The sequence below is a fragment of the Streptomyces sp. NPDC028289 genome (assembly GCF_055565975.1).
Window position 1 is genome coordinate 316610 of record NZ_JBVHTI010000005.1, and the last position, 20136, is coordinate 336745.

Annotated in this window: 16 protein-coding genes and 3 pseudogenes; 13 read left to right on the forward strand and 6 right to left on the reverse strand. The window is 71.5% G+C overall.

Annotated features, from left to right (window positions below; translation table 11 throughout):
• Window positions 1-114 precede the first annotated feature (114 nt).
• Together ACZ4UV_RS26225 and ACZ4UV_RS26230 are read left to right on the forward strand one after the other, a co-directional pair.
• On the forward strand, window positions 115-1629 hold the full coding sequence (locus ACZ4UV_RS26225; protein ID WP_390045565.1) for a 3-hydroxyacyl-CoA dehydrogenase: 1515 nt from the start codon (window positions 115-117) through the stop codon (window positions 1627-1629).
• Entirely contained in the window at window positions 1626-2213 is a 588-nt protein-coding gene (locus tag ACZ4UV_RS26230; protein WP_390045567.1) for a TetR/AcrR family transcriptional regulator, read from the forward strand. Before ACZ4UV_RS26225 ends, ACZ4UV_RS26230 begins: the two co-directional genes overlap by 4 nt.
• A gap of 12 nt (window positions 2214-2225) precedes the next feature.
• On the opposite strand, the gene ACZ4UV_RS26235 is transcribed toward ACZ4UV_RS26230, so the two are convergent.
• Complete coding sequence (locus ACZ4UV_RS26235; protein ID WP_390045569.1) at window positions 2226-2729, reverse strand: Lrp/AsnC family transcriptional regulator; 504 nt, start codon at window positions 2727-2729, stop codon at window positions 2226-2228.
• 175 nt (window positions 2730-2904) lie between these two features.
• Between ACZ4UV_RS26235 and pdhA the strand changes: the two genes are divergently transcribed.
• From pdhA to ACZ4UV_RS26270, 7 genes and pseudogenes are all read left to right on the forward strand, one after another.
• Window positions 2905-4050, forward strand: a complete 1146-nt coding sequence (pdhA, locus tag ACZ4UV_RS26240) for a pyruvate dehydrogenase (acetyl-transferring) E1 component subunit alpha (protein WP_390045571.1) — start codon at window positions 2905-2907, stop codon at window positions 4048-4050.
• Window positions 4047-5051, forward strand: coding sequence for an alpha-ketoacid dehydrogenase subunit beta (locus ACZ4UV_RS26245; RefSeq protein WP_294004403.1), 1005 nt, complete (start codon window positions 4047-4049; stop codon window positions 5049-5051). Before pdhA ends, ACZ4UV_RS26245 begins: the two co-directional genes overlap by 4 nt.
• Window positions 5051-6397: a dihydrolipoamide acetyltransferase family protein gene (locus ACZ4UV_RS26250; protein WP_467841076.1), complete on the forward strand. Its 1347-nt coding sequence runs from the start codon at window positions 5051-5053 to the stop codon at window positions 6395-6397. Before ACZ4UV_RS26245 ends, ACZ4UV_RS26250 begins: the two co-directional genes overlap by 1 nt.
• Before the next feature lie 193 nt (window positions 6398-6590).
• The gene (locus ACZ4UV_RS26255; protein ID WP_451023003.1) at window positions 6591-7520 is read left to right on the forward strand and encodes an NTP transferase domain-containing protein; all 930 of its coding nucleotides are present in this window, start codon (window positions 6591-6593) and stop codon (window positions 7518-7520) included.
• Window positions 7517-8905 (forward strand): molybdopterin molybdotransferase MoeA, encoded by a 1389-nt coding sequence (locus ACZ4UV_RS26260; protein WP_451023004.1) that lies wholly within the window; start codon window positions 7517-7519, stop codon window positions 8903-8905. The genes ACZ4UV_RS26255 and ACZ4UV_RS26260 overlap by 4 nt, the downstream gene beginning before the upstream one ends.
• Window positions 8902-9326, forward strand: a pseudogene (locus ACZ4UV_RS26265) (potassium channel family protein); the annotation flags it as partial. The gene ACZ4UV_RS26260 and the pseudogene ACZ4UV_RS26265, both read left to right, overlap by 4 nt.
• Before the next feature lie 26 nt (window positions 9327-9352).
• Window positions 9353-9494: pseudogene (locus ACZ4UV_RS26270) on the forward strand (IS630 family transposase); the annotation flags it as partial.
• Between the two features lie 64 nt (window positions 9495-9558).
• Here the strand turns inward: ACZ4UV_RS26270 and ACZ4UV_RS26275 are convergent.
• Window positions 9559-10650: a hypothetical protein gene (locus ACZ4UV_RS26275; RefSeq protein ID WP_467841079.1), complete on the reverse strand. Its 1092-nt coding sequence runs from the start codon at window positions 10648-10650 to the stop codon at window positions 9559-9561.
• A gap of 680 nt (window positions 10651-11330) precedes the next feature.
• Window positions 11331-11720 (reverse strand): recombinase family protein, encoded by a 390-nt coding sequence (locus ACZ4UV_RS26280; protein ID WP_467841082.1) that lies wholly within the window; start codon window positions 11718-11720, stop codon window positions 11331-11333.
• Window positions 11721-12126: 406 nt separating this feature from the next.
• On the opposite strand from ACZ4UV_RS26280, the pseudogene ACZ4UV_RS26285 reads away from it, so the two are divergent.
• Together ACZ4UV_RS26285 and ACZ4UV_RS26290 are read left to right on the forward strand one after the other, a co-directional pair.
• Window positions 12127-12822, forward strand: a pseudogene (locus ACZ4UV_RS26285) (potassium channel family protein); the annotation flags it as partial.
• Window positions 12823-12885: 63 nt separating this feature from the next.
• A complete protein-coding gene (locus ACZ4UV_RS26290) occupies window positions 12886-13866 on the forward strand; it encodes an NAD(P)H-quinone oxidoreductase (protein WP_390045580.1) in 981 nt (326 codons plus the stop codon).
• Window positions 13867-13950: 84 nt separating this feature from the next.
• Here ACZ4UV_RS26290 and ACZ4UV_RS26295 read toward each other — a convergent pair whose 3' ends face one another.
• Complete coding sequence (locus ACZ4UV_RS26295) at window positions 13951-14565, reverse strand: hypothetical protein (RefSeq protein ID WP_467841084.1); 615 nt, start codon at window positions 14563-14565, stop codon at window positions 13951-13953.
• Window positions 14566-14753: 188 nt separating this feature from the next.
• Here ACZ4UV_RS26295 and ACZ4UV_RS26300 point away from each other — a divergent pair, with 188 nt between their 5' ends.
• Window positions 14754-15293: a bacterial proteasome activator family protein gene (locus tag ACZ4UV_RS26300; protein ID WP_351486401.1), complete on the forward strand. Its 540-nt coding sequence runs from the start codon at window positions 14754-14756 to the stop codon at window positions 15291-15293.
• A gap of 124 nt (window positions 15294-15417) precedes the next feature.
• On the opposite strand, the gene ACZ4UV_RS26305 is transcribed toward ACZ4UV_RS26300, so the two are convergent.
• On the reverse strand, window positions 15418-17064 hold the full coding sequence (locus ACZ4UV_RS26305; RefSeq protein ID WP_451021170.1) for a protein kinase domain-containing protein: 1647 nt from the start codon (window positions 17062-17064) through the stop codon (window positions 15418-15420).
• Between the two features lie 318 nt (window positions 17065-17382).
• Between ACZ4UV_RS26305 and ACZ4UV_RS26310 the strand changes: the two genes are divergently transcribed.
• On the forward strand, window positions 17383-18972 hold the full coding sequence (locus ACZ4UV_RS26310; RefSeq protein WP_351486403.1) for a protein kinase domain-containing protein: 1590 nt from the start codon (window positions 17383-17385) through the stop codon (window positions 18970-18972).
• Between the two features lie 45 nt (window positions 18973-19017).
• Here ACZ4UV_RS26310 and ACZ4UV_RS26315 read toward each other — a convergent pair whose 3' ends face one another.
• Window positions 19018-20061, reverse strand: coding sequence for a phosphotransferase (locus ACZ4UV_RS26315; protein WP_467841089.1), 1044 nt, complete (start codon window positions 20059-20061; stop codon window positions 19018-19020).
• Window positions 20062-20136 lie beyond the last annotated feature (75 nt).

The following is a 20136-nucleotide window of genomic DNA, read 5'->3' on the forward strand; positions in this document are numbered from 1 at the left end:
GAAGCTCATGACCTGGGCGGAAACGGCCGGACAGAGTTAGAGTAACCGAACGATCGGTCGGGACAAGGGGGCCTGCCGCATCTGTGGAAAACCCCGTGCGGGAGGATCGCGCACATGACAGCACTCGACCTCAGCAGCACCGTGGGAGTCGTCGGCACCGGCACCATGGGCCAGGGCATCGCCCAGGTCGCACTCGTCGCGGGCCATCCCGTCCGGCTGTACGACACCGTCCCCGGGCGGGCCGGGGAGGCGGCCGCGGCGATCGTCGCCCGCCTCGACCGGCTCGTCGAGAAGGACCGGATGACGGCCGCCGCCCGGGACGCCGCCCGCGCCCGGCTGCTGCCCGCCGGCGAGCTCACCGAGTTCGCCGACTGCACGCTGGTCCTGGAAGCCGTCCTGGAGCGGCTGGAGGCCAAGCAGGAGCTGTTCCGGGCCCTGGAGGACATCGTCGGTGAGGACTGTCTGCTCGCCACCAACACCTCCTCCCTGTCGGTGACGGCCATCGGCGGCGCCCTGCGCAACGCCTCCCGCCTGGTCGGCCTGCACTTCTTCAACCCGGCCCCGCTGCTGCCGCTGGTGGAGGTCGTCTCCGGGTTCGCCACCGACGTCACGTCGGCCACGCGCGCGTACGAGACCGCCCGCTCGTGGGGCAAGACGCCGGTCGCCTGCGCGGACACCCCGGGCTTCATCGTCAACCGCATCGCGCGGCCCTTCTACGCCGAGGCGTTCGCGGTCTACGAGGCGCAGGCCGCCGACCCGGCCACCATCGACGCGGTGCTGCGCGAGTGCGGCGGCTTCAAGATGGGCGCCTTCGAACTGACCGACCTGATCGGCCAGGACGTCAACGAGTCCGTCACGCACTCGGTGTGGCAGGCGTTCTTCCAGGACGTCCGCTTCGCGCCCTCCCTGGCCCAGCGCCGGCTGGTCGAGTCCGGCCGGCTCGGCCGCAAGACCGGGCACGGCTGGTACGACTACGCGGACGACGCCGAGCCCGCGGAGCCGCACACCGCCGAGCCCGCCGACCGGCCCGCCTACGTCGTCGCCGAGGGCAGCCTGGGCCCCGCGGCCGAACTGCTCGCGATGATCCGCGAGGCCGGCATCCAGGTCCGCGAGGAGGGCGAGGACCACGGCACCCGACTCGTCCTGCCCAGCGGTGGCCAGCTGGTCCTCGCCGACGGCCAGACCTCGGTGGAGTTCCGGGACGTCGTCTACTTCGACCTCGCCCTCGACTACCGCCGAGCCACCCGCATCGCCCTGTCCGCGGGCCACGACACCCTGCCCCAGACCCTCGGCGAGGCGATCGGCCTCTTCCAGGCGCTCGGCAAGCAGGTCAGTGTCATCGGCGACGTCCCCGGCATGATCGTCGCGCGCACGGTAGCCCGGATCGTCGACCTGGCGCACGACGCCGTCGCCAAGGGCGTCGCCACCGAGGAGGACATCGACACCGCGATGCGCCTGGGCGTCAACTACCCGCTCGGCCCCTTCGAGTGGAGCCGCCGCCTCGGCCGGGACTTCGCCTACGACCTCCTCGACGACCTGCACCTGCGCGATCCGAGCGGCCGCTACGCCCCCTCCCTCGCGCTCTACCGGCACGCCTACGCCACCGAGAAGCGGGAGGGCGCCTCATGACCACCGCCAAGCGCGACACCTACACCCCCGAGACCCTGCTCTCGGTGGCCGTCCAGGTCTTCAACGAGCGCGGCTACGACGGCACCTCCATGGAGCACCTCTCCAAGGCGGCCGGCATCTCCAAGTCGTCGATCTACCACCACGTCGCCGGCAAGGAAGAGCTGCTGCGCCGCGCGGTCAGCCGGGCCCTGGACGGCCTGTTCGCGATCCTCGACGAGGAGCACGCGCGCGTGGGCCCCGCCGCCGACCGCCTGGAACACGTCGTACGGCGCATGGTCGAGGTGCTGATCACCGAACTGCCGTACGTGACACTGCTGCTGCGGGTGCGCGGCAACACCGGCACCGAGCGGTGGGCGCTGGAGCGGCGCCGGGACTTCGACCACCGGGTGGCCGACCTGCTGAAGGCGGCCGCCGCCGAGGGCGACATACGCGGTGACGTCGAGGTGCGCCTCGCCACCCGGCTGGTCTTCGGCATGGTCAACTCGATCGTGGAGTGGTACCGCCCCGACGGCCGCGGCGCGAGCGAGCGCGAGGTCTCCGAAGCGGTCGTCCGGCTGGTCTTCTCCGGCCTGCGCGCGCACTGACCTCAGCCGTGCTCAGCCGTCCTCCGGCTCCAGGTCCTCCTCCTCGAACACCAGCAGGGTGCGGGTGCTGAGCACCTCGGGGATGGCCTGGAGGCGGGTCAGCACCAGCTCGCGCAGCGCCCGGTTGTCGGGCGTGTGCACCAGGAGCAGGACGTCGAAGTCCCCGCCCACCAGGGCGATGTGGGAGGCGCCGGGCAGCTGCCGCAACTGCTCGCGCACGGTCCGCCAGCTGTTCTGGACGATCTTCAGCGTGATGTACGCCGAGGTGCCCTGACCGGCCCGCTCATGGTCCACACGGGCGCCGAAACCGCGGATCACCCCGTCCTCGACGAGCCGGTTGATACGCGCGTAGGCGTTGGCGCGGGAGACATGGACGCGTTCGGCGACCGACCGTATCGACGCCCGGCCGTCCGCCTGCAGGATCTGCAGGATGTCCTGATCAATGGCGTCCAGCGGGCGCGCGGGCGGCAGTGCCGCGCGGTCCTGCGGGCCCTCGGCCATTTGTTCAGGTGCCATGTCCCCCCACCTCCCTACCATGGACGTACTGCGTTCATTCCAGGTTGTGGAGAACCGTTTGTCCACAGCCTGGAGCCGCCTGTAGCCAAAATGTGCCGACGACCGAACAATCGGTAGGTGGGACGGGTCACAGGCGACCCGTCTCCCGTAGCCACCCCCACAAGGAGGTGCCGTCATGACGGTCATGGAGCAGCGCGGCGCATACCGCCCGTCGCCGCCGCCCGCCTGGCAGCCCCGGACGGACCCCGCACCGCTGCTGCCCGACGAGCGCCCGTACCGCGTCCTCGGGACGGACTCGGCCGCCAAGGCCGACCCGGAACTGCTGCGCCGGCTGTACACCCAGCTCGTCCGCGGCCGCAGGTACAACGCCCAGGCCACCGCCCTCACCAAACAGGGCCGCCTCGCGGTCTACCCCTCCAGCACGGGCCAGGAGGCCTGCGAGGTCGCCGCCGCGCTCGCCCTCGAGGAGCGCGACTGGCTCTTCCCCAGCTACCGCGACACCCTCGCGGTGATCGCCCGCGGCGTGGACCCCGTCGAGGCGCTCACCCTGCTGCGCGGCGACTGGCACACCGGTTACGACCCCTACGCCCACCGCGTGGCCCCCCTCTCCACCCCCCTCGCCACCCAGCTCCCGCACGCCGTCGGCCTCGCCCACGCGGCCCGCCTCAAGGGCGACGACGTGGTCGCGCTCGCCATGGTCGGCGACGGCGGCACCAGCGAGGGCGACTTCCACGAGGCCCTGAACTTCGCCGCCGTCTGGCAGGCCCCGGTCGTCTTCCTGGTCCAGAACAACGGCTTCGCCATCTCCGTCCCGCTCGCCAAGCAGACCGCGGCGCCCTCACTGGCCCACAAGGCCGTCGGATACGGCATGCCGGGCCGCCTGGTCGACGGCAACGACGCGGCCGCCGTGCACGAGGTCCTCGCCGACGCCGTACGGCACGCGCGCGAGGGCGGCGGCCCGACGCTGGTCGAGGCGGTCACCTACCGGATCGACGCCCACACCAACGCCGACGACGCCACCCGCTACCGCGGTGACACCGAGGTCGACGCCTGGCGCGACCACGACCCGATCCTGCTGCTCGAACGCGAGCTGACCGACCGCGGACTCCTCGACGAGGACACCGTACGGCGCGCCCGCGAGGACGCCGAGACCATGGCCGCCGACCTCCGCGAGCGCATGAACCGCGACCCCGAACTCGACCCCATGCACCTCTTCGACCAGGTGTACGCCGAAACCACCACACAGCTGCGCGAACAGCGCGCCCTGCTCCGCGCCGAACTGGAGGCCGAGCAGCAGGACCAGGAAGGCGGCCCGCGATGACGACCGTCGCCGTCAAGCCCGCCACCATGGCGCAGGCCCTCACCCGCGCGCTGCGGGACGCCATGGCCGCCGACCCCGCCGTGCACGTCATGGGCGAGGACGTCGGCACCCTCGGCGGGGTCTTCCGGGTCACCGACGGCCTCGCCAAGGAGTTCGGCGAGACCCGCTGCACCGACACCCCCCTCGCGGAGGCCGGCATCCTCGGCACCGCCGTCGGCATGGCCATGTACGGGCTGCGCCCGGTCGTGGAGATGCAGTTCGACGCCTTCGCCTACCCCGCCTTCGAACAGCTCATCAGCCACGTCTCCCGGATGCGCAACCGCACCCGCGGCCGGATGCCCCTCCCGATCACCGTCCGCATCCCCTACGGCGGCGGCATCGGCGGCGTCGAGCACCACAGCGACTCCTCCGAGGCCTACTACATGGCCACTCCGGGCCTGCACGTCGTCACCCCCGCCACCGTCGCCGACGCCTACGGGCTGCTGCGCCGGTCCATCGCCTCCGACGACCCGGTCGTCTTCCTCGAACCCAAGCGCCTGTACTGGTCCAAGGACACCTGGAACCCCGAGCACCCGACGGACGTTGAACCCATCGGCCGCGCGGTGGTGCGCCGAACAGGGCGCAGCGCCACGCTCATCACCTACGGCCCGTCCGTACCGGTCTGCCTCGAAGCCGCCGAGGCCGCCCAGGCGGAGGGCTGGGACCTGGAAGTCGTCGACCTGCGCTCCCTGGTGCCGTTCGACGACGAGACGGTCTGCGCCTCCGTACGGCGCACCGGGCGCGCGGTCGTCGTACACGAGTCGGGCGGGTTCGGCGGCCCGGGCGGGGAGATCGCGGCCCGCGTGACCGAGCGCTGCTTCCACCATCTGGAGGCGCCGGTGCTGCGCGTGGCCGGGTTCGACATTCCCTACCCGCCGCCGATGCTGGAGCGCCACCACCTGCCCGGCGTGGACCGCATCCTGGACGCGGTGGCGCGTCTGCAATGGGAGGCCGAGGGCTGATGGCACAGGTGCTGGAGTTCAAACTGCCCGACCTCGGGGAGGGGCTCACCGAGGCGGTGATCGTGACCTGGCTGGTCCAGGTCGGCGAGGTCGTCGCGATCGACCAGCCGGTCGTCGAGGTCGAGACGGCCAAGGCGATGGTCGAGGTCCCCTGCCCCTACGGCGGTGTGGTCACCGCCCGCTTCGGCGAGGAGGGCACCGAGTTGCCCGTCGGCGCCCCGCTCCTGACGGTCGCCGTCGGCGAGGCGACCACCGTCCCCGAGCCGGAGGGCTCCGGCAACGTCCTGGTGGGATACGGCACGGGAACGCCTCCGGCGCGCCGCCGCAGGGTCCGCAACGCCGTCCCGGAGCGGGCCAACGGCACGGCCGACCGGGACACCGCCCGGGAACCGGCGCCGCATGCCGCCCTCGCGGAAGCGGCAGCGGCCCCCCACGCCCAGATGCCCGCACCACCCACTCCGCTCACCGAGGGCCCTGTCCCGGTGATCTCCCCCCTGGTCCGCCGCCTCGCCCGGGACAACGACCTGGACCTGCGCAGGCTGTCCGGCTCGGGCCCCGACGGCCTGATCCTGCGCGCGGACGTCGAGGACGCCCTGCGGGTCAGCGCGGCCCGCGCCGCCGCCCCCAAGACCCCGCCCACCCCTCTGAACGCGCCCTCCGGCATCCGCACCCCCCTCAAGGGCATCCGGGGCGCGGTCGCCGACAAGCTCTCCCGCAGCCGCCGGGAGATCCCCGATGCGACCTGCTGGGTGGACGCCGACGCGACCGAGCTGATGCGCGCGCGCACGGCGATGAACGCGGCGGCGGGCCCGAGGATCTCCCTCCTCGCGCTCCTCGCCCGGATCTGCACCGCCGCCCTGGCCCGCCATCCCGAGCTGAACTCCTACGTCGACGTCGAGGCCCGCGAGATCGTCCAACTCGACCACGTCCACCTGGGCTTCGCCGCCCAGACCGACCGCGGCCTGGTCGTCCCCGTCGTCCGCGACGCCCATGCCCGCGACGCCGAGTCCCTGACCGCGGAGTTCGCCCGCCTGACCGAGTCGGCCCACGCCGGCACCCTCACCCCCACGGACCTCACCGGCGGCACCTTCACCCTGAACAACTACGGCGTCTTCGGCGTCGACGGCTCCACCCCGATCATCAACCACCCCGAGGCGGCCATGCTCGGCGTGGGCCGCATCGTCCCGAAACCCTGGGTCCACGAAGGCGAGCTGGCGGTCCGCCAGGTCGTCCAGCTGTCCCTCACCTTCGACCACAGGGTCTGCGACGGCGGCACAGCGGGTGGTTTCCTGAGGTACGTGGCCGACTGCGTAGAACAGCCGACGGTCCTTCTCAGGACACTTTGAGCGCCCCTACCTATAGGGGCGCTGGGGGTACCCCCAGCCGAAGGCTGAGGGGAGGAACTGCGCGACCAGCCACACACAACCCGCGCCCGCGTACGGCCGCTCCCCCGGCCTCCCAGGCGCACGCAACCACACCCTGCAGATCCCACGCCTCCCGTCGGTTCCCCGTGATCAGAACGCCCCCCATACTCGAAAGGTGACCGCCACCGACCCCCCGCCCTACGACGCGATCGTGCTGGCCGGCGGCGCCGCAAGGCGCCTCGGCGGAACCGACAAACCCTCCGTCCGGGTAGGCGGCCGCCCCCTCCTCGACCGCGTCCTCACGGCCTGCGCCGGAGCCCGGCGGACCGTCGTCGTGGCGGCCCCCCGCCCCACCTCCCGCCCGGTCCACTGGACCCGCGAGGACCCCCCGGGCGGCGGCCCGGTCGCCGCCCTCGACGCCGGCCTGCGTCACACCACCGCCGACCGCGCGGTCGTACTCTCCGCAGACCTCCCGTTCCTCGAAGAGGCGACCGTGGAGCGCCTGTTGGCGGCCCTGCACTCGTCCGCCGCGGACGGTGCCCTGCTCACCGACGCCGACGGCCGGGACCAGCCCCTCGTCGCGGCCTACCGCACCACCGCACTCCGCCACGCCCTCTCGGCCCTCGCCGAGGACAGCGGCAACGGCCTCACCGGCCTCCCCCTGCGGCGCCTGACCGCCGCACTGAACCTCACCCGCGTCCCGGACCCCCTCGCGGCCTTCGACTGCGACACCTGGGACGACATCGCCGACGCCAGGGCACGCATCAGGGAGCATGGGCACGTGTTGGATGAATGGATCTCCGCAGTCAAGGACGAACTGGGCATCGACCTGGACGTCGACATCCGCCTTCTGCTCGACCTGGCCAGAGACGCCGCGCACGGCGTGGACCGCCCTGCCGCCCCGCTGACCACCTTCCTCGTCGGCTACGCGGCCGCACAGGGCAAGGGCGGCCCCGAGGCGGTCGCCGAGGCGGCCCACAAGGCCGCCGCGCTGGCCCTGCGCTGGGCGGAAGAGGCCGAGGCCGGCACCGGAAAGCCCGCCACCGACGGGCCGGGCTCCGACCAGCCGGGCCCCGGCAACCCCGCCCCCGGGCCCGGCCGGTGACCGCCCGCGGCACCCGGTCCGGCACCCCCGCCACCGCGGACACCGACGACGATCTCGACGTCGAGGAGGCGCTCGCCCTCGTGAGAGAGCCCAGGGAGCCCCGGCAGGACGCGACCGCAGCGCCCACCCCCCACGGTGAGCACGCGCACGGCGGTCACTCGGCGCACCGCCACCGCGCCACCCCCTGGCCCCAGGCCCGCGAGACCGCCGCCCGCGCCGCCCGGTCCGCCGCCAGGTCGGGAGCCCGCCGCGCCCCCGTCTCCGTACCGCTGGGCGACGCTCTCGGGCTGACCCTCGCCGCCTCACTGGACGCGCTCACCGACCTGCCCTCCTTCGACACCTCCGCGATGGACGGCTGGGCGGTCGCCGGCCCCGGCCCCTGGGACGTCCGCGAGCAAGGCGTGCTGGCCGGGCACGCGCAGCCCGAGCCGCTCACCGACGGCGAGGCGGTCCGTATCGCCACCGGCGCCCGGATCCCGGCGGACACCACCGCGGTGCTGCGCAGCGAGCACGGCCGTCTCGACGCCCAGGGCCGACTGCACCCCACCCGCGAGGTGGTCCACGGCCAGGACATCCGCCCGCGCGGCCAGGAGTGCCGCACCGGCGACCAGTTGCTGCCCGTCGGCACCCTGGTCACCCCGGCCGTCCTCGGTCTCGCCGCGGCCGCCGGATACGACACCGTCACCGTCGTTCCCCGCCCTCGCGTCGAAGTCCTGATCCTGGGCGACGAGTTGCTCACCGAAGGGCTCCCGCACGACGGACTCATCCGGGACGCGCTCGGCCCGATGCTGCCGCCCTGGCTGCGCGGGCTCGGCGCCGAGGTCACCGCCGTCCGCCGGATCGGCGACGACGCCAAGGCCCTGTACAAGGCGATCACCTCGTCGCCGGCCGATCTCGTGGTCACCACGGGCGGTACCGCATCCGGCCCGGTCGACCACATCCACCCCACCCTGGAACGCATCGGTGCCGAACTCCTCGTCGACGGCGTCAAGGTGCGCCCCGGCCACCCCATGCTGCTGGCCCGCACCAAGGAGAACCAGCACCTCGTCGGCCTCCCCGGCAACCCCCTCGCAGCCGTCTCCGGCCTGCTCACCCTCGCCGAACCCCTGCTGCGCACCCTCGCCGCCCACCCGGCCCCCGAGCCGTACACCCTGCCCCTGGCGGAGGCGACGCACGGGCACCCGTACGACACCCGGCTCATCCCGGTCGTCCTGCGGGGCGACACCGCGGTCCCGCTGCACTACAACGGCCCGGCCATGCTCCGCGGCATCGCCGCCGCCGATGCGCTCGCGGTCGTGGCGCCGGGCGGAGCACAGCAGGGTACGGAGACGGAACTCCTTGACCTGCCGTGGGCGGCCGCGGGCATCGGAGTCTGTTTCACGTGAAACTTCCCGGCCATGACGCCATCGCCCGCCAGGCGGACGAACACCTGGTGACCCATCGGGTGAAACTCCCGACGAAGGTGGTGGAGCGCCCGATCCGCCAGGTCGCCAGACGGCTCGCCATGGCGCTGCTGGTGCTGGTCGCCACCGCGTTGATCGTCTATGCCGACCGTGACGGCTACACCGACAACTCCGACGGCTCGGTCGACCTCCTCGACGCCTTCTACTACGCGACCGTCACCCTCTCCACCACGGGCTACGGCGACATCACCCCGTCAGCGACAGCGCGCGGCTCACCAACATCTTCGTCATCACGCCCCTGCATGTGCTGTTCCTGATCATCCTGGTCGGCACCACGCTCGAAGTCCTCACCGAACGCACCCGGGAGGAATGGCGCCTGAACCGCTGGAGTCAACGATTTCGCAGATGTGCCACAAGTCTGCGCTGCCGGGGATTTTGGCCCTGGTCACCACGGCAAACCTTGCAGCGGCCGATCTCGGCCAGATCACCCGGGCGGTGAAACGCGTACCGCCCTGATGTGGCCGACGGCTGTCTCGCCGGCACCGGCCTGAGCTTGAATCCGGCCCGCTGACGGACGCGGTGATGTGAATGCCCGACCGCCAGCGGGGGCAGGCCGTTGCTGGCTGGCCTCTTCGTCAGTGCGGCGTCCTGCCTATCTGGAGCAGGACGCCATCGGGCACGCTCGCCGTGAAGTTCGGAGTCAGGGTGAACCTGATCTCCTCGCAGGGGGCGTTCGCGGAAATTTGGATCGTGCCGTTGGAGTCGGTGGCCAGGATCCCGCCGTCAATCGTTTTGGCCTCATGATGCTGGCCCTTGACCGTGTCGTCGCCGGTCACCACCTCGAAGTCGGGGTCGCCGTTCTTCCTGATCACCGTTGCTCCGTGCGGGAGGTGAGTGAACTTCATGTCGGAAGCGAGCGAGGCGATATCGAGGATGGGGTCCTGCACCGGAGGATCAAATGTGAGGCGGAATGCGCTGCCGGGAGTGCTTCGCACCTCCACCGCGTCGCTGAAGGGGAGCGGCGGGGTGAACACGGCCGATCCGTAGCCGTTGTATTCGTTGCTGATGAAGGAATTGCCTAGCTCCCCTTCGAGCTCCACCCTGACGTCCCCCAGGAAGCCGGTGGCACGATCGTGCAGGGGGTCGGCGGACGTCCAGTCAACGAACGCAGGCTTGGCAATCGGTCCGCCTATCTGGAGCAGGACGCCATCGGGCACGCTCGCCGTGAAGTTCGGAGTCAGGGTGAACCTGATCTCCTCGCAGGGGGCGTTCGCGGAAATTTGGATCGTGCCGTTGGAGTCGGTGGCCAGGATCCCGCCGTCAATCGTTTTGGCCTCATGATGCTGGCCCTTGACCGTGTCGTCGCCGGTCACCACCTCGAAGTCGGGGTCGCCGTTCTTCCTGATCACCGTTGCTCCGTGCGGGAGGTGAGTGAACTTCATGTCGGAAGCGAGCGAGGCGATATCGAGGATGGGGTCCTGCACCGGAGGATCAAATGTGAGGCGGAATGCGCTGCCGGGAGTGCTTCGCACCTCCACCGCGTCGCTGAGGGGGAGCGGCGGGGTGAACACGGCCGATCCGTAGCCGTTGTATTCGTTGCTGATGAAGGAATTGCCTAGCTCCCCTTCGAGCTCCACCCTGACGTCCCCCAGGAAGCCGGTGGCACGATCGTGCAGGGGGTCGGCGGACGTCCAGTCAACGAACGCAGGCTGTGTGGGTGCTGCCATGGGTCTGCCTCCTGAAGGAGTGGCTCCCTTGAGCCGATGGGCTCGCCCCGGAGATCCCGATCACGCACGGCCGTGCACAGCCGTTACCCCGGGGCCTTCTGCGCCATGCGCCAGCCAGGCTTAGCGCGCTCGACCTCAACAGGGAGCGCGTCGTAGCCGAGAATCGTGATGCTGGCCGGTGCGCTTTTCCACCGTAGCCGGAGATGTGATTTGTCGCACCTTCCAGCTCAAAGGGCTCTTGATGATGCCGCCCTGCCTCCACTGCTGGCTACTGCAGGTAATGGATGCTGGACTCGCAGCCGTACTCGGAGGCACCGTCGGAGCAATAGGCACTGGAGGCGCGGGCATTACCGCAGCGCTCCTCACCTGTTCACAGGCCAGGTTGCAGCTACCCGCCGAGCATGTGATTCCGTGAGAGAGGATCGATCGGCCGCACATCGGGCTTTCCCCAATTTCCTTTACAGAGCATCTGACGCTATTGGAGCAGGTGGTCTGACGGCGCCAATCGAGTGAGAGGTTCCAGCGCTCGACGCGATAGCACCCCTACGACCACGTAGCGCACCATCGCTGTGCTGCAAGTCCTGGAGTCGCCCTGATCTTGCGACAGGCGTTCCCTGCCCTCGTCTCCTGAGGGTGCGTCTAGGTACGGTCGTGGTCGTGTCCGGCGTGCGTCGGGTTGGTCACCCGTAGGCGAGCTTCCTGATGACGGCCGAGATCGGCTTGCCCGCAAGCAACCACTCGACCATCCGGCGGAGCCACTCCGCCTCGTGAGGGTCCAGCGTGCGCTTGTCGTCCTGCCACCCGAAGGGCCTGGTCCCGCCCGTGGGGATGCCTGCCTGCTGAAGAGCGCTGTGCTTGCGGGCGACCCGTCGTGCCGTGGCGGCTGACTGCTTGTTGTTCGTCGCGGTCACGATCCGTGCGACCGTACGGCCGTTGTCCGTGAGGAGATCGAGGGTGCCCGCGATGTCGATGATCGGGCGCCCGAAGTTCTCCACGACCTCGATCGCGTCCGCTAGGTGCCGGTTGTCGCGCGTCAGCCGGTCGATGTCGTAGACGATCAAGCCGTCCAACCGCTCGCCGTTCGGGCCAGTCCCCGCTTGAGGTCCTCCAACGCGCCCTCGAAGCCAGGGCGGATGACGCGGTACCCGTCTCGCCGTTCGGCAGCCGGACGCGCTGGCGCTTCCACGCGCTCGTGTCCGGCTCCTCGTACGTATCGACGTACCGGCCCCCGCGGGAGTCGACGAAGCGCTTGTTGTCCTTCTCCTGCTCGTCGCGGCTCCTGATGTCCCGGCCGGTCATGGGCCGGAACGCGGGCCTGGCACCCGTGGTGTCGCCAGCGTCGTTCTCAGCAGTATCGGGGCCCTCGTCGACCTCGAAGGACAGGCGGACGGGTCCGGCCCAGTTCTGCCCCGCTAAGTCGCCCCAACGGGCCCGCGGCACAAGGTCGTTGTCCATGCTCTAAGGGCACTTTCGGGAAACCGCTGGAGGTCGGCCTTGTGCGATCACACCGTCGTCGTCGGGTTCGGGACGAAGGGGCGGTCGGCGATCCAGACCGTCTGTGCGACCGGGCTGAAGAAGGAGCAGGTGGTCGTGGTCGACCCGAGCTCCAAGGTGATCGAGGCGGCCACCGCCGACGGATACGCGGGCGTCATGGGCGATGCGACCCGCAGCGAGGTGCTGAAGCGGGCCGAGGTGCAGCGGGCGCGGCAGATCATCATCGCGACCCAGTGTGACGACACGGCCGTGCTGGTGACCCTGACGGCCCGGCAGCTCAACAAGGCCGCGAAGATCGTGGCGGCGGTCCGCGAGGAGGAGAACGCGCCGCTGCTCAAGCAGTCCGGCGCCGACGCCGTGATCACCAGCGCCAGCGCGGCCGGGCGGCTGCTCGGGCTGTCCGTGCTCAGTCCGGCCGCCGGCATGGTCATAGAGGACCTCATCCAGCAAGGCAGCGGCCTTGACCTCGTGGAGCGCCCCGCGGTCAAGGCCGAGGTCGGCAGGACGCCACGCGAGACGGCCGACCTGGTGGTGAGCGTCGTACGCGGCCACCGGGTGCTCGGGTACGACGATCCGGCCGTCGGCACCATCGAGGCGACGGACCGGCTGATCACGATCGTGCGGGCCTCGCCGGGCAGCCAGGTCGCCCCCGACGTACGACCGATACCCCGCGCCTGACCGGGCGAGCCGCCGGTGACGTCACCAGCGGGGCCCGGACGGGCGGGGAGTAGCGTCGGCCGCATGTATGCGATCACGATTCCCGAACCTGGTGGGCCCGAGGCGCTGGTGTGGGACGAGGTTCCCGATCCCGTGCCCGGGGACGGCGAAGTGCTGGTCGAGGTGGTGGCCGGTGCCGTCAACCGCGCCGACATCATGCAACGGCAGGGCTACTACGACCCGCCGCCGGGCGCCTCCCCGTACCCCGGTCTTGAGTGCTCCGGGCGGATCACCGCGCTCGGACCCGGTGTCTCCGGCTGGTCGGTCGGCGACGAGGTGTGCGCGCTGCTCGCGGGCGGCGGCTACGCCGAGAAGGTCGCCGTGCCGGCCGGACAGCTGCTGCCGGTGCCCGGGGGCCTGGACCTGAAGCAGGCCGCAGCCCTGCCCGAGGTGGCCTGCACGGTCTGGTCGAACGTCTTCATGATCGCCCACCTGCGCCCCGGCGAGACCCTTCTCGTGCACGGCGGCTCCAGCGGCATCGGCACCATGGCGATCCAGCTGGGCAAGGCGGTCGGTGCCAAGGTCGCGGTCACCGCGGGCACGAAGGAGAAGCTGGACTTCTGTGCCGAGCTCGGCGCGGACATTCTCGTCAACTACCGCGAGCAGGACTTCGTCGCCGAGGTGAAGCAGGCCACCGGCGGCGCGGGGGCCGACGTCATCCTGGACAACATGGGCGCCAAGTACCTGGACCGGAACGTGCAGGCGCTCGCGGTCAACGGGCGGCTCGCGATCATCGGCATGCAGGGCGGTGTGAAGGGCGAGCTGAACATCGGCGCGCTGCTCGGGAAGCGGGCCGCGATCAGCGCGACCTCGCTGCGCGCCCGTCCGCTCGCCGAGAAGGCGACCATCACCGCGGCGGTCCGGGAGCACGTGTGGCCCTTGATCGCCCAGGGCCATGTCCGTCCGGTCGTCGACCGGGAGCTGCCGATGGCGGACGCTGCGCAGGCCCATCGGGTGGTCGAGGCGAGCGAGCACATCGGCAAGGTTCTGCTGATCGCCCCGTAGCCCCGTAGCCCCGTAGCCCCGTAGCCACGTAGCCACGTAGCCACGTAGCCACGTAGCCACGTAGCGCCGTAGCGCCGTAGCGCCTCAGCCCCGCCGTACCCGCAGGCCGACGAAGGCGAGGCCGAGCCCGAGGCCGATCATGACCAGGCCGCTGCCGAGCGGAAGGATGTGCAGCACGGGCTCGGTGTCGTCGTCCTGGCCGGGGCCGATCGCCTGGCCCGCCGGGTGCGGCTGGGGCGAGACGGAAGTCAGGACGGCCTCCCGGGGCGGCTGTGCGGAGGCGGCCGCCGGGCTCTCGGTGCCGCTCCCGGCAGACTCCGTCGCCGTCCCCGCACCGAGACCGCCATCGTCCTCCGAGTGGTCCGAGTGGTCCGAGTGGTCCGAGTGGTCCGGGGTGCTGGGGTCGTCCGGGTCGTCGGGGTCCTGGTCCTCGACCTTCGTCGCCGGTCCCTGGGGCCGCCCCGGTCGTGTCCGGCCCTCGCCGGCCAAGGTGCCGGCCAGCGACGGCTCGGGGGTGGCCGAGGCGCTGGCGGAGTCCGAGGGCGCCGGCTCGGGGCCGTACGCGACAGCCGTGCCGCACGGGAGCAGGACCGCCGCGAGGACGAGCAGCAGCCGGACGAGCAGCGGGCGGGCGGGCGCGAGCCGTACCTGACCGAGGGGCCGGTTGCCGGCGCGGGGGAGTCGCAGCCTTGGAGTCACGTCGGTGACCTCCTGGAGCACAGTCGTCGTCAGGGCCGACGATCACCAGCCTCACATGTGACGGCAAACCCGGCATTTCTGATGCGGCCGAAGGGGCTACGGCCGGTCCGGGGCGGTTTTGAGGGGTGGATCAGCCCTCAAGGGGGGCACCACGGTGGTGAGGTGCAGGGGTGCGAGAGAATGGCGGCATGGAGATGCCGAGGAACGAACGGTCGCCCGAGAATCCGCAGATCCTGGTCGTGGGCCAGGACGGGATGGCACTCGGTGGCGGCAACGGGGACGAGGACTCCCGCGAGATCCCGGTGACGGAGATGGTGGAACAGCCCGCCAAGGTCATGCGGATCGGCAGCATGATCAAGCAGCTCCTGGAGGAGGTGCGCGCGGCTCCCCTCGACGAGGCCAGCCGGGCCCGGCTCAAGGAGATCCACGCCAGCTCCGTGAAGGAGCTGGAGGACGGTCTTGCCCCGGAGCTGGTGGAGGAGCTGGAGCGCCTCTCGCTGCCGTTCAACGAGAACGCGACCCCCTCCGACGCGGAGCTGCGCATCGCGCAGGCCCAGTTGGTGGGCTGGCTGGAGGGGCTGTTCCACGGGATCCAGACCACCCTGTTCGCCCAGCAGATGGCGGCCCGCGCCCAGCTGGAGTCGATGCGGCGTGCGCTGCCGCCGGGCGTCGGCCACGAGGGCGAGGAGCACGGCCCGGCCGGCCGCTCCGGCGGGCCGTACCTCTAGAGACTCCCGGACACTCCCGAGACGGCGAAGGGCCTGGCGAACCACCGCCGGGCCCTTCCTACTCCCCTTCTCCCGCCGCTCCCGCTTCCCCTCGCCGCACCCGCCACTCCCGCCGCGTCTCGCGTCAGCCGGTCGGCGGGTTGCCCGTCGACACCTTGAGCTCGACGGTCGGCATGTCCTGCGGGTCGACGTCGGTGCCGGCGGAGGGGAACTGCTCCATGATCGTGCCGTCGCCGTAGGTGTTCTCGTCCACGGAGACGATCTTCATCTGCCAGCCGGCGGCCTGGAAGCACTCCTTGACCGACTTGATGTACTTGAACTTGAAGTCCGGGACCTGGATCTTGTCCGGGTCGTCGTAGGACTCCTGCGGTTCGGTGCACTCGGTCTTCTCGACGGTCTTCGAGGTGTCCGGACCGCGGTAGCCCGAGGCGTGCGAGGCCGCGGTGCTCGCGCTGCTGCCCCCGCCGCCCCCGCTGCCGCCGGTGTCGTCATCGCCGCCGCCGGTGTTCAGCGCCAGTGCGACGATCAGGCCGACCACCGCGACGAGCGACACCGCGATCGACCCGATGACCACCGGCCGGTTGCTCTTCCCACCACCGCCGCCACCGGCGGACGGCGCCTGGGGGGTGATGTTGTACGGCGGCGGGGTCGACGGCGCCGGCTGGGCGTATCCGGCCGGGGTCTGGTAGCCCGCCTGCTGCGGATAGCCGTAGGCGGGTGAGGGCCCCGTGGCCCCGTAGGGATTGGGGGCCGGTGCCGGCTGGTACGGCGTCTGCACCGGCCCGGGAGGCGTCGGCGTGCCCTGGCCGACCGGCGGGAACACCGCGGAGCCGACCCCGGCGCCGCTCTGCGTCGGCGGGATGCCCGGGATGATGCTGGGTGCGGCCGGCTGGAGCGAGGCGGCGACCCGCAGGCACTCGTCGCGCATGGACTCGGCGGTCGGGAAACGCTCGTTCGGGTTCTTCTTCAGCGCGCGGGCGACCAGTGCGTCCACCGCCGGCGGAAGGGCACGGTTGACCGAGGAGGGAGCGACCGGCTCCTCCTGGACGTGCGCGTAGGCGATCGCCAGCGGCGAGTCCGCGTCGAACGGCAGCCGCCCGGTGACCAGCTGGAACAGCATGATGCCGACCGAGTAGAGGTCGGACCGCGCGTCCACGCCCCGGCCGAGCGCCTGCTCCGGGGAGAGGTACTGCGGGGTGCCGACGACCATGCCGGTCTGGGTCATCGAGGTGACCCCGGACTGCATGGCGCGGGCGATGCCGAAGTCCATCACCTTGACGACACCGCGCTTGGTCATCATCACGTTGCCGGGCTTGATGTCGCGGTGGACCAGCCCCATCTCGTGGCTGATCTCCAGCGCGGCCAGCACGTCCGCGGTGATCTTCAGCGCCTTGTCGGCGGGCATCGCGCCGTACTGCCGTACGTCCTCGTCCAGGACCGAGCCGAGCGGGCGGCCCTCGACGTACTCCATGACGATGTACGGCATGGTCGAGCCGTCGAGCGCGTCCTCGCCGGTGTCGAAGACGGAGACGATGTTGGTGTGCGTGAGCTTGGCCACTGCCTGGGCCTCGCGGCGGAAGCGTTCGCGGAAGGCCTGTTCCCGGCCGAGTTCGGTGTGCAGGGTCTTGATCGCGACCTGCCGGTCCAGGACCGCGTCGTACGCCAGGTGCACGGAGGCCATGCCGCCCTCGCCGAGCAGGTCGCGCAGCTGGTAGCGGCCACCGGCCAGAGCCCGCCCCGCGTAACGGCCGTATGTGCCGTCCTGGCTCATTTTCCCCGTCCCCCGCCCGGCACTCAGGCACCCTTGTTGATCGAATGTCTCATTCCCGGCCAAGTCTGCCGGAGGGCAGTGACACGTCAAGCGCGGTGCCCGTTCCGTGACCGTACGCGAAACAACAGCCGCGGAAGAGTTACAGGGGCCGTACGTCCGGTACACAGAATTTGCACGGCGGCGAGTGGTACGGGTTTGATGGCCGGTCCGTCCACGGGCCGGATCCCGGACCGACGGGTTGCGCGGAGGCTGTAGCGTGGCCGACGGAGACCGTGACAACACCGCGCGCACCGCGGGCAGAAACGACGGCGAGGACCGATGGCACAGACGCACAGCGCCCAGGGCCCGTCCGACCCCGAGGCGACTGGCGGCGGCATGTCAGACGCGCCGGAGATGTGGGGCAACCAGGGCCTGGTCGGCGACGGCCGGTACCGGCTCACCCACCGGCTCGGGCGGGGCGGCATGGCCGAGGTGTTCGCGGCCGAGGACGTACGGCTCGGCCGCACCGTGGCCGTGAAGCTGCTCCGGGCCGACCTCGCCGAGGATCCGGTCTCCAAGGCCCGCTTCACGCGCGAGGCACAGTCGGTCGCCGGGCTCAACCACCACGCGATCGTGGCGGTGTACGACTCCGGCGAGGACGTGGTGGGCGGCCAGTCCGTGCCGTACATCGTGATGGAGCTGGTCGAGGGCCGCACCATCCGCGACCTGCTGATCAACGCCGAGGCGCCGGGGCCCGAGCAGGCCCTGATCATCGTCTCCGGCGTCCTCGAGGCACTGGCCTACTCGCACCAGCACGGCATCGTGCACCGCGACATCAAGCCCGCCAACGTGATCATCACGCACAACGGCGCCGTCAAGGTGATGGACTTCGGTATCGCCCGCGCCCTGCACGGTGCCTCCACGACGATGACGCAGACCGGCATGGTCATGGGCACGCCCCAGTACCTCTCCCCGGAGCAGGCGCTCGGCAAGGCCGTCGACCACCGCTCCGACCTGTACGCCACCGGCTGCCTGCTGTACGAACTCCTGGCCCTGAGGCCCCCGTTCATCGGCGAGACCCCGCTGGCGGTGGTCTACCAGCACGTCCAGGACATTCCGGTGCCGCCCTCCCAGACCTCCGAGGGCGCGGCCCCGCCGGAGCTGGACGGCCTGGTCATGCGCTCGCTCGCCAAGGAGCCCGACGACCGCTTCCAGACCGCCGAGGAGATGCGCGGCCTGGTCCAGTACGGCCTGCAGATGCTGTACGACCAGGGCGGCCACACCGGCACCTGGAACACCGGCCCGGTCACCGTGCACGACGGCCGGCACACACCGGCGGCCGGTTTCGCCGGTACGACCGTGATGCCGCACCCGACGACCGGCGCCGGGACCACGCAGATCCCGCAGCCGATCCTGCCGGGCGGCTACGGGGGCGGCGACGACGGCGGTTTCGAGGGGCACGGCAACAGAGGCAGCGGCCGCGGCAAGCTGTGGATCCTGGCCGTCCTCGCGGTGATCGCCATCGCGGCGGGCGTCGCGCTGGCGCTGAACAAGGGCGGGGGCGGCGGCGACGGCGGCACCGGTACGTCGCAGTCGCCGACCACCTCGCAGACCACCAAGGACGAGACGCCGAGTTCCAGCCCGTCGGACGAGTCCAGCGACACGGCCACGGACACGGAGACCGACGACAGCGGCTCGGGCAACAACAACGACAACTCCGGCTACACGCCGTCGCCGACCCCGACCTACAGCCAGTCCCAGCAGCAGAGCAGCGAGCCGACCGACGAGCCGAGCGACACGGCGAGCGCCTCGCAGCCCACCGACTCCGAGAGCTCGCCGGACACGCAGCCCTCCGACACGACAGGCGCGGGCGACGACGGCGGCACCGACGCCGGCTCGATCGCCGGCACCGGTGTCGGCGGCGGTTGAAGGACACCGACACCCTTCGGCTGACCGGCCGCCGCCGATCAGCCGCTACTGCACGAACGCGTCGCACACCGCGTCGTACTCCCTGGTCCACCACACGGCCAGTGCCGAGGCGGCCGGGAACTGGGTGTCCGCGCGGGTGTCGCCGCGCTCGTAGTGCCAGCGCAGCATCCAGAAGTCGTTGAGCCGCTCCCACCACACGCGATGCACGGCCGCCGCGAGCTCCGAGGGCGTGGCCCCGGCCGCGCGCCGGTACGCGTGCGCGTACGCCCGTACCTTCCGCAGGTCGAGCGCTCCCCCCGGGCGCACGAAGAAGATCGCGGCGGCGCGTACGGCCTCCTCAGCGCGGGGCTGCACGCCGAGCCGGTCCCAGTCGACGATCGCGGCGGGCGCGTCGTCCTTGTAGAGCAGGTTGAACGGGTGGAAGTCGCCGTGCACCCAGCCCACCGAGGCGCCGCGCGGGGGGCGCCGGGCGGTGTGCTGCTCCAGGAGCGCACGGCGTTCGAGCAGCCGGTGGCGGGCGAGTTCGTCGAAGGCGTCGGCGGGGCGGTGCCGGCTGACGTGGGCGAGCAGGTCGTCGATGAGGGCGAAGGTGTCGGCCGGGTCGGCGCTCTCGACGGGGTGGGGGCTGGTTGCCGGGCGGGTGCGCCCCTTGGGGGGCATCACGCGCTCCAGGCAGGCGTGCACGGCGCCGAGGAGCGCGCCGAGCCGCGCGCACTCCCCGCGTGTGAGCTGGCCGCCGTGCCGGTGCCGGCCGTCGATCCAGGGGTGCAGCGCGTAGGCGTGGCCGCCGACGACGGCGACCGTACGGCCGTCGCGGTCGGCGAGGGGCGGGGCGACCGGGACGCCGAGGGCGGCCAGTCGCAGGGTGGCCAGATGACGCCGCTCGATGGCGGCCGGATCGGCGGTGTCGGGGTCGAAGTGGTGTTTCAGGAAGTAGCGGCCGCGGGTGGTGCAGAGGCGGTAGCCGCGGTTGAGCAGGCCCTGTTCGACCGGTTCGCAGGCGAGCGCGGAACCGGCGGCGTACAGCCGGAGCAGGGCGCCCAGAGGGGGCGCGTGGGGTACGAGGGGGGGTAAACATGAGCGCGGCACGCGGCAGATGCTAGGGCAAGCACCAACCCTGTGAGCTGCGAGTTGTCACAGGCAGTCGTCGGTGGTCGCTTTCGG